This window comes from Georgenia wangjunii, from assembly GCF_036421975.1.
GTDB classification, from domain to species: Bacteria; Actinomycetota; Actinomycetes; order Actinomycetales; family Actinomycetaceae; genus Georgenia_A; species Georgenia_A wangjunii.
Genome location: NZ_JAZGON010000002.1, coordinates 492,397 through 501,048, shown reverse-complemented (window position 1 = coordinate 501,048; position 8,652 = coordinate 492,397). Strand labels below are relative to the sequence as shown.

Sequence of the window (8,652 nt, the reverse complement as noted above, 5' to 3'; positions counted from 1 at the left end):
CAGCTACCACCACCACCGCGTCCACGCCGACCACATCCGCATCACCACCCTGCCCGGCGGCCACGCCTTCCACGACCGCCACGGCACCCACATCGACACCACCACCCACGAGAGACCGCCGAAACGCCGCAAGAAGGCAGGCACGCCAGAACCCGACGGACTCGCGCCTCCGCGACCCGGCACCACTGGCACGGCCCTGGGCACGGCCAATGGGACAGGTCTACCCATGCTCGTCGGGACAGCTCCGTCCACCGCGGCCAGGACGGTTCGAGCAACCGTGGGGACAGGTGCGTCCACGCTCAGGAGGACAGCTCCGTCCCCGCTCGAAGGGACAGCGCCGTCTACGCCTGTAGGGACAGCTCCGTCCACGCTCGAAGGGACAGCGCCGTCTACGCCTGTAGGGACAGCTCCGTCCACGCCCGAGGGAACAGTCGCGTCTGCCTCTCGTGAGACAACCGTGCCTCGTGCCGGTGAGCTGGTCCGAACAGCCCCCGGGACAGCGCCACCTGCGCCCAGCGTGCCGGCTGCTGCCTCGCTCCAGAGCGACGGCTCACCCCGAGCGGGCAGGACCGCCCGCCCTGCGACTCATGCGACAGTGCCCACCTCGACCCATGGGACAGCCCCGCCCACCGTCAGCGGAACGACCCGTCCAGGTCGTGGCCGGACCGCTCTCCCCGCCGGACGGAGCTCGCGCACTCGCCCCCCCACATACGCGCCCATCCTCTTCGACGTCGGCGATCCGCCCTTCTGAGGAGGCAGGAGCCACACGCACCGCAGCGAGAGCTGATCGTCGTCGATCTGACGGGCAGGCGTCCGAGGCGGCCCGTCAGCCCTGGGCGCGGTAGATGTCCTGGAGTGCCGCGATCTCGGCGCCGTGATGGATGAGCTCGCGGTTGAGGTGGAGCACGAGGTGCCCGAACGGCGCCGCCGCGTCGATCTCCGTGGCCTGGCTCAGGCCGACGGTGAACGCGTCGTCCTCGCCGAGCGCGGCTATCCCCGCGCTCCAGGCGCCGACGCACCGGCTGAGCCCGTCGACCGCGCGTCCGACCTCTCCGGAGAAGGCGAGGTCGTCCCGACGCCGTGACCGCTCACCGAACGTCCACTCCCACCGCTCGAAGAACGTCTCCGTCAGGTGAGCGACGAGCCAGCCGATCGTGCGCGTCCCGCCGCCGTCGCCCGCGGCGGGCCACTCGACCACCCACTCCCCCGTGCCGATCGCACGCTCGGACCGCTCGTCGCCGCGTCGCACGACGCGGAACGCCCCCGGGGCCGGCTCGCGGTCGAACTCCTCCTGCGTGAGGGACCGCAACCGTGCCTCGACCTCGAGCCACGAGAAGCCGAGCTGCCCGCGGACCATCGCCAGGGCCGAGGGCCGCTGAAGGATCGACCAGTCGAACTCGGGCTGCCCGTACTCACCGACGACGTCGTCTGCCATGGCCGCACGCTACTCCGAGCGGTCGGGCCGGTGAAGGGCACCGAGACACCGACCTGCCGCGGCACCGTAGCGGCGTGACCGGGCCCCCGCCCGGACGCCCGGTCGCCCGGTCGCCCGATCGCACCGATCACGCACCGATCACGCACCGAGCAGACCTCGGACGACACGCGCACCGGCCAGGTGCACCGCAGGCCCCGCCCGGACGAACCGGGCGGGGCCTGCGGAGAGCGACGCTCAGCCGGGTCAGGCGGCGTTGACGAGCGAGCGCAGGACGTACTGGAGGATCCCGCCGTTGCGGTAGTAGTCAGCCTCACCGGGGGTGTCGATGCGCACGACGGCGTCGAACTCGACGACCGCGCCGTCGGTCTTGGTGGCGCGGACGGCGACCGTCCCCGGCGTCGCGCCCTCGTTCAGCGCGGTGACGCCGCTGATGTCGAACGTCTCCGTGCCGTCGAGCCCGAGCGAGTCCGCGTTCTCGCCCGCCGGGAATTCGAGCGGGAGGACGCCCATGCCGATGAGGTTCGAACGGTGGATCCGCTCGAAGCTCTCCGTGATGACGGCGCGGACCCCGAGGAGCGACGTGCCCTTGGCAGCCCAGTCGCGCGACGAGCCCGAGCCGTACTCCTTGCCACCGAGGACGACAAGCGGGACGCCCGCCTCGGCGTACGCCTGCGCGGCGTCGAAGATCGACTCCTGCTCACCCGTCAGCAGGTTCTTCGTGTACCCGCCCTCGACGCCCTCGAGGAGCTGGTTGCGCAGCCGGATGTTGGCGAAGGTGCCGCGGATCATGACCTCGTGGTTGCCGCGGCGCGAGCCGTAGGAGTTGAAGTCGCGGCGGGCCACGCCGTGCTCGGCGAGGTACCGACCAGCCGGGCTGTCCGGCTTGATCGAACCTGCGGGCGAGATGTGGTCCGTCGTCACCGAGTCCCCGAGCTTGGCGAGCACACGGGCGCCGACGATCTCGGTGACCGGCTCGGTCTCGATCTTCATGCCCTCGAAGTACGGGGGCTTACGGACGTACGTGGAGTCGTCCGCCCACGCGAAGGTGTCACCCTCGGGCGTGTCGAGCGAGGTCCAGCGCTCGTCGCCGGCGAACACGTCGGCGTAGTCGCTGATGAACATGCCCTGGTCGATCGACGAGTCGATCGTGGCCTGGACGTCGGCCGGGGTGGGCCAGATGTCGGTGAGGAACACGTCCGTGCCGTCCGAGTCCTGGCCCAGCGGCTCCCGCTCGAAGTCGAAGTCCATCGTCCCGGCGAGGCCGTAGGCGATGACGAGCGGCGGCGAGGCGAGGTAGTTCATCTTGACGTCGGGGTTGATGCGGCCCTCGAAGTTGCGGTTGCCGGAGAGCACCGACACGACGGCGAGGTCGTTCTCCTGGACCGCGGCCGACACCTCCTCGGGGAGCGGACCGGAGTTACCGATGCACGTCGTGCAGCCGTAGCCGACGAGGTGGTAGCCGAGGTTCTCGAGGTACGGCCACAGGCCGGCCTTCTCGTAGTAGTTCGTCACGACCTTCGAGCCCGGCGCCATCGACGTCTTCACCCACGGCTTGACCTGCAGACCGCGCTCGACCGCGTTCTTCGCGAGGAGGGCCGCGGCGAGCATGACCGAGGGGTTGGAGGTGTTCGTGCACGACGTGATCGAGGAGATGACGACGGCGCCGTGGTCGATCTCGGTCTGCGTGCCGTCGGCCATGGTCACCGCGACGCGCTTGCTCGGGCGCCCGTTCGTGCTGTGCCCGGGCTCGCGCGGCTCGTCGTTGCCGTTGGCGTGCTCGCCCGCCGCGATGGGGTCGGACGCCGGGAACGTCTCCTCGACGCTGTGGTCGAGGCCGTCGGTGTCCTGCTCCGCCTCCGGGTGGTGGGCGTAGTCCTTGACCGCGGCCTGGAAGGCGTCCTTGGCCTCGGTGAGCGCGACGCGGTCCTGCGGGCGCTTCGGGCCGGCGATCGAGGGGACGACGGTCGAGAGGTCGAGCTCGAGGTACTCCGAGAAGACCGGCTCGACGCTCGGGTCGTGCCACAGGCCCTGCTCCTTGGCGTAGGCCTCGACGAGGGCGATCTGGTCCTCGTCACGGCCGGTGAGGCGCAGGTAACCCATCGTCACGTCGTCGATCGGGAAGATCGCCGCGGTGGAGCCGAACTCGGGGCTCATGTTGCCGATCGTCGCGCGGTTGGCGAGCGGGACCTCGGCCACGCCCTCGCCGTAGAACTCGACGAACTTGCCGACGACGCCGTGCTTGCGCAGGAGCTCGGTGATCGTGAGGACGACGTCGGTGGCGGTCGCGCCCGACGGGATGGAGCCGGAGAGCTTGAAGCCGACGACGCGCGGGATGAGCATCGAGACGGGCTGGCCGAGCATGGCCGCCTCGGCCTCGATGCCGCCGACGCCCCAGCCGAGGACGCCGAGCCCGTTGACCATCGTCGTGTGCGAGTCGGTACCGACGCACGTGTCGGGGTACGCCTGCGTCACACCGTTGACCTCGCGCGTCATGACGGTGCGGGCGAGGTACTCGAGGTTGACCTGGTGGACGATGCCCGTGCCGGGCGGCACGACCTTGAAGTCGTCGAACGCCGTCTGGCCCCACCGCAGGAACTGGTAGCGCTCGTGGTTGCGCTCGTACTCGATCTCGACGTTGCGCTCGAACGCGTCGGAGCGGCCGAAGACGTCGATGACGACCGAGTGGTCGATGACGAGCTCGGCGGGCGTGAGCGGGTTGATCTTGGCGGGGTCGCCGCCGAGCTCGGCGACCGCCTCGCGCATCGTCGCGAGGTCGACGACGCACGGCACGCCGGTGAAGTCCTGCATGACCACGCGCGCGGGGCTGAACTGGATCTCGGTGCTCGGGACCGCCGTCGCGTCCCAGCTCGCGAGCGCCCGCACGTGGTCCGCCGTGACGTTGAGGCCGTCCTCCGTGCGCAGGAGGTTCTCCGCGAGCACCTTGAGGCTGTAGGGAAGTCGCTCGAGGCCGTCGACGGCGTCGAGCCGGTAGATCTCGTAGCTCTTCCCTCCGACGTCCAGGGTGGACTTCGCTCCGAATGTGTCGACGCTGCTCACATGTACTCCTCAGTGCTCAGGTGCTCCGGACGGGGCTTCGCGCCAGGGCGCGCTACCGCCCATCGTCCCACGCACGCGCGGTGATGTCTCAGAAACTATCTCGACATCAAGATACTTCGTCCTGGGCGGATGTCCAGCCGACAGGCCGTGCGGACGGCGAGGAGGGCGCCACCGACGACGCCTCTCACCCCGCTGCGTGCCCGGCCCTCCCCGCCGTCAGGTCGCGCTCGAGGACGGCGACCGACTCGAAGTGGTGGGTGTGGGGGAAGAGGTCGAAAGCGCGGAGGCCGCGCAGCCGGTACCCGTGCGCAGCGACGGCGGCCACGTCGCGGGCCAGCGCCGCGGGGTCGCACGCGACGTAGACGATGCGGCGCGGGCCCAGTGCGGCGAGCGCGCCCATGACCGCAGCCCCCGCGCCCGAACGCGGGGGGTCGAGGACGACGACGTCCACCTCCGCCCCGTCCCCCGCGATCGCACCGAGCGACGCCTCGTCGACGCGCTCGGCGTGGAGGACGGCGTTGGGGTGCGCGTGGAGGTTGCGCCGGGCGTCCTTGACGGCCCGTTCGTCGCCCTCGACGGCGTCGACCCGACCCGCCTCACCGACGGCGTGCGCGAGCGGCACGGTGAAGAGCCCCGAGCCCGAGTAGAGGTCGAGGACGCGCTCGCCGGTCTGCGGGTCCGCGGCGTCGAGCACCGCGGCCGTGAGCACGGCGGGCGCCTCCCGGTGGACCTGCCAGAAGCCGCCGGCACCCACCCGGTAGGTGATCGCGCCGAAGGGCGTCGCCACGACCTCGCGGATGCTGGTGCGCGCGGGCGCAGCACCCGCACCCGAGAGGGCGAGCGCACCCGCGCCATGAGGCCCGCGGCCGGCGTCGCCGCGGCCGGCGTCGCCGGGGTGGGCAGAACCGGCCGGGCGCCCGGCCTGGCGGCCGTCGCGGCCCCGACCGTCCGCAGCCCCGCCGCCTCGCCCGGCAGCACCCCGGCCTCGGACGTCGGCGGGGCCGTGGCCCCGCCCGCTGCCGCCTCGTCCCGCGCCTCGGCCGGCAGCGCCCCGGGACCCCTCACCACGGTTGGCGTGGGTCTGCCGCACGCCGCCCCGGCCGGTACCCGCGCCGCTGAGGTCGACGGCGTCCGACGGCGCGGCTGCCCGTGGTGCACCGCGCAGGTCGGCGCCGTCGCCGACCGGGACGCCGTCGACGAGGACGACCGGCGATCCCTGGCTCGGCGCGACGACGTCGAGACGGGCCCCGGGGGCGAGCCCACCCCACGGCTCCGCGAACAGGCCGAGGTCCTCGATCGCAGGCACGGCGAGCGGCATCGAGGTGATCGCGACGACGTCGTGGCTGCGATGACCGAACATGCCGGCTCGGCCGTCGGCACCGACGACGAGGTCGATCCGGGTGCGGGTTCCGAGGCCGTTGCGCTCGTCGTCCCCGGGGAGGGCCTCGACCGCGACGTGCGCGAGCCCGGCCTCGGCGAGGTCGACGTGGCCGATCCGGCGCATCGTGTCGTGGAGCACCGTCGTCTTCCATGTCCGCTGGGCCCCGAGCGCGACGTGTGCGAGCTCGCCGCCGCCCACCCCGCCCGGGCCAGCCTCGGGCCAGACGGAGGGCACGCGGTCCGCGGAGGGCTCGGATATCTCGACCGCGTCGCCGCGCCAGAACCGTCGCTTGTCACCGCCGTCCGTCAGGCTGACGCGCACGAGCTCGCCCGGCAACGCGTGCCGGACGAAGATCACGCGGCCATCGGCCCGGGCGACGCAGTGGCCCCCGTGCGCGGGGGGACCGACACGTACCTCGAGGAGTTCGCTCACTCCCCCATCCTCCCGCGCCTCCGGGCGGATCGCGTCACGGGTCGCCTGTGCCCCGGGTCACCGCGGAAGCGTGCGGCGGCACGACGGCGGCCGAGCCCGCGGGCACGCACATGGCGCGCCCCCTCGCCGGACCGTGCGTGACGGCTTCGCCCAGGCACGCATCGCGCACCCCTCGCCGGGCCGTGCGGGACGGCTTCCCCCAGGCACGCATCGCGCCCCCTCGCCGGACCGTGCGGGACGGCTTCCCCCAGGCACGCAGATCGCGCACCCCCTCGCCGGGCCGTGCGTGACAGCTTCCCCCAGGCACGCATCGCGCACCCCCTCGCCGGGCCGTGCGGGACGGCTGCCCCGAGCCGCCCGGTCAGTGCCCGTGGGTGCGGTCCGGCACCGACTGCCACGGCACCGTGGAGATGACGACGCCCGGGGTCTGCAGCAGCCGGGTGCGCAGCCGCGCGGCACTGCGGTTGTGGAGGAACCGCTCCCACCAGCGGTGCACGACGTACTCCGGGATGAACACGACGACGAGGTCCCGCGGGGAGTCACGGCGGATCGAGCGCACATGGTCGAGCACCGGTCGCGTGACCTCGCGGAACGGGGAGTCCAGCACGGTGAGCGGCACCGGCAGGTCGACCTCCTCCCACGCGCGGCGCAGCATGTCCGTGGTGTCACGGTCGACCGCGACCGTGATCGCCTCGAGCGTCGACGGCCGCGTGGCGCGCGCGTAGGCGACGGCCCGCAGCGCCGCCTGGTGCACGCCCGAGACGAGGACGACGGCGTGGACCTGCGCGGGCAGGGCGCGCGCCGCGTGCGGGTCGTGCAGGACGAGCGAGGCGGAGACGCGGGCGTAGTGGCGGTGGATGCCCCGCATGGTCACGTACGCGACAGCCATGAGGGCGAGCGCGACCCACGCGCCGTGGGCGAACCGCGTGATGAGGACGACGGCGAGCACGAGCGCCGTCATCCCCAGACCGAGCGCGCTGATGACACGGGAGCGGGCCATCTGCGTGCGCTGCGCGGGGTCGGCGCACGTGCGCAGCTCCTCGCCCCAGTGCCGGACCATCCCGAGCTGGCTCAGCGTGAAGGAGAGGAAGACGCCGACGATGTAGAGCTGGATGAGCCGCGTGACCGACGCGTCGAGGGCGACGACGAGGACGAGGGCCGCCGCCCCCAGCGTGAGGATGCCGTTGGAGAACACGAGCCGGTCACCGCGTGCGTGGAGCTGGCGCGGCAGGAGGTTGTCCTTGCCGAGCGCCGAGGCGAGGCCGGGGAAGACGGTGAACGCCGTGTTGGCCGCGAGGACGAGGACGACGGCGGTGACCGCCATGATCGCGAGGGCCATGACCGGGGCCTCGGCGAATACCGCCTCCGCCACCTGGCCGATGACCGGCGGGTCCGTCTCGGGCCCGGCCGCCGCGCCGGCCGCCTCACCACCGCCGGTCGCGTCCGCCGCGTCGCCCACCCCGGTGCCGCTCAGCGTGACGCCGGTGGCGCGCGCGAGGACGAGGACGGCGAGGAGCATGACCGAGGCGATGACGCCGAGGAGGAGGAGGGTCGCGCTCGCGTTGCGCGCACGGGGCCGGGCGAACGCCGGTACCCGGGTGCTCAGCGCCTCGATCCCGGTGAGCGCCGCGCACCCCGAGGAGAACGCTCGCAGGACGAGGACGGCACCGGCGAGGCCGGTGAGTCCGGAGTCGAGATGGTCCGCGGCGACGAGCTCGGTGCCGGCGCTCTCGGCCGAGGCGAGCGTCCCGGCGAGGTGCTGGAGGAACCCGGCCACCGCCGTCGCCCCGATGAGGCCCATGTAGAGGTAGACGGGGACGGCGAACGAGCGGCGGGACGGGCGCACCCCGCGCAGGTTGACGAGGACGAGGACACCGATGAGCGCCACCGCCACCCCGACGGCGCGGCCGTCCAGCGCCGGGGTCACCGCCGTGACGTACTGCGCCGCGGCCGAGATGGACACGGCGACGGTGAGGACGTAGTCGACGAGCAGCGCGCTGGCGACGGCGGTCCCGGCGCGCGGGCCGAGGTTCGCGCGCGCGACCTCGTAGTCCCCGCCGCCCGAGGGGTACGCACGCACGGTCTGGCGGTAGGAGGCGACGACGGTGAGGAGCACGACGACGACGGCGACGCCCACCCAGGGGGCGACGACGAGCCCGGCCATCCCGGCGACGGCGAGGGTGAGGAGGATCTCGTCGGGTGCGTACGCGACGGAGGACAGCGCGTTGGCCGAGAAGGCCGGCAGGGCGAGTCGTTTGGGCAGCGCGGGCGCGGCGAGCCGCTCGCTGCGGACCGGGCGCCCGACGAGGACCCGCTTGACGGCTTCCGCGACACTCGGCACGAGGGT

4 protein-coding genes are annotated in these 8,652 nt (G+C 73.0%); all 4 read right to left on the bottom strand.

Annotated elements, in window-relative coordinates:
* Positions 1 to 826: 826 nt before the first annotated feature.
* Entirely contained in the window at positions 827 to 1,435 is a 609-nt protein-coding gene (locus tag V2J63_RS06210) for a DinB family protein (RefSeq protein ID WP_331230133.1), read from the bottom strand.
* 243 nt (positions 1,436 to 1,678) lie between these two features.
* Positions 1,679 to 4,492 (bottom strand): aconitate hydratase, encoded by a 2,814-nt coding sequence (locus tag V2J63_RS06205; protein ID WP_331230132.1) that lies wholly within the window; start codon positions 4,490 to 4,492, stop codon positions 1,679 to 1,681.
* 184 nt (positions 4,493 to 4,676) lie between these two features.
* The gene (locus V2J63_RS06200; protein ID WP_331230131.1) at positions 4,677 to 6,305 is read right to left on the bottom strand and encodes a class I SAM-dependent RNA methyltransferase; all 1,629 of its coding nucleotides are present in this window, start codon (positions 6,303 to 6,305) and stop codon (positions 4,677 to 4,679) included.
* 361 nt (positions 6,306 to 6,666) lie between these two features.
* Positions 6,667 to 8,646: an APC family permease gene (locus tag V2J63_RS06195; protein ID WP_331230130.1), complete on the bottom strand. Its 1,980-nt coding sequence runs from the start codon at positions 8,644 to 8,646 to the stop codon at positions 6,667 to 6,669.
* Between the last annotated feature and the right edge of the window lie 6 nt (positions 8,647 to 8,652).